This window comes from Granulicella sp. S190 (genome assembly GCF_009766095.1).
In the GTDB taxonomy this organism is placed as follows: Bacteria; Acidobacteriota; Terriglobia; order Terriglobales; family Acidobacteriaceae; genus Edaphobacter.
Genome location: NZ_LMUD01000016.1, coordinates 324,958 through 326,042, shown reverse-complemented (window position 1 = coordinate 326,042; position 1,085 = coordinate 324,958). Strand labels below are relative to the sequence as shown.

General features: G+C 65.3%; 1 protein-coding gene. It reads left to right on the top strand.

The window, feature by feature from the left end:
• The coding region (locus GSQ94_RS10690) for an Ig domain-containing protein (protein WP_216843066.1) at positions 1–1,085 on the top strand (1,085 nt) is incomplete at both ends.

Genomic DNA, 1,085 nt, shown 5'->3' with positions numbered 1-1,085 from the left:
CCTCTCCGCCACCACCGGACTCATCTCCGGCACACCCACGGCTAACGGAACCTTCAACCTCACCGTCACCGTCTCGGACGCCTCAAACCCCATCCAATCCAAATCCGCGCCAGTCTCCCTGTCCATCGCGCCTCCCACCCTCGCCATCACCACGGCGTCTCTCCCCTCAGGGACCCAGGGAATCATCTACTCGACCGCTCTACTTGCAACCGGCGGCACCACCCCCTACACCTGGTCCATCACCTCCGGCAGCCTGCCGGCAGGTCTCAGCCTCTCCCCCGCCACCGGCCTCATCTCCGGTACGCCAACCGCCAGCGGAACCTTCCACATCACCGCCACAGTCGCCGACGCAGAGACTCCCGCGCAGACCAAGTCGGTCGCCGTCTTGCTCGTCATCGCAGCTCCCACTCTGATCATCAACTCGTCTTCCCTCGCCCCAGGCACGCAGGGCTCCGCCTACTCGAGCGCTCTCTCCGCAACCGGTGGCACCGCACCCTACACGTGGTCCGTCACCTCCGGCAATCTTCCCGCAGGCCTCACCCTCGCTTCCGGCAGCGGCACCCTCTCCGGTACGCCCACAGCCAACGGCACCTTCGCTATCACCGTAACCGTCACCGACTCATCGAGCCCGTCTCAATCAAAATCCGTAGCTCTTTCTCTGGTCATAGCGCCTCCTGCCCTGCACCTCACCACCTCCTCCCTCCCCTCGGGAACCCAGAACTCCGGCTACTCCCAGACCCTCATCGCAATCGGGGGCACCGCACCCTATAGCTGGTCCATCGTCTCCGGCAACCTGCCCGCAGGCCTCACCCTGAACCCGGCCACTGGAACCCTCGCCGGTACCCCCACCGCCAGCGGCAGCTTCTCCGTCACTATCGCGGTCAAAGACTCCAGCACCACGCAACAGACAGCAAACGCAACCCTCTCGCTCACCATCGCCGCAGCAATCCCCACGCTCACCATTACCTCCTCCTCGCTCTCCTCCGGCACCGCGAACAAAGCCTACAGCGCCACTCTCGCAGCAACCGGCGGCACCGCACCCTACACCTGGTCGATCACCTCCGGCAGCCTTCCCGCTGGCCTCG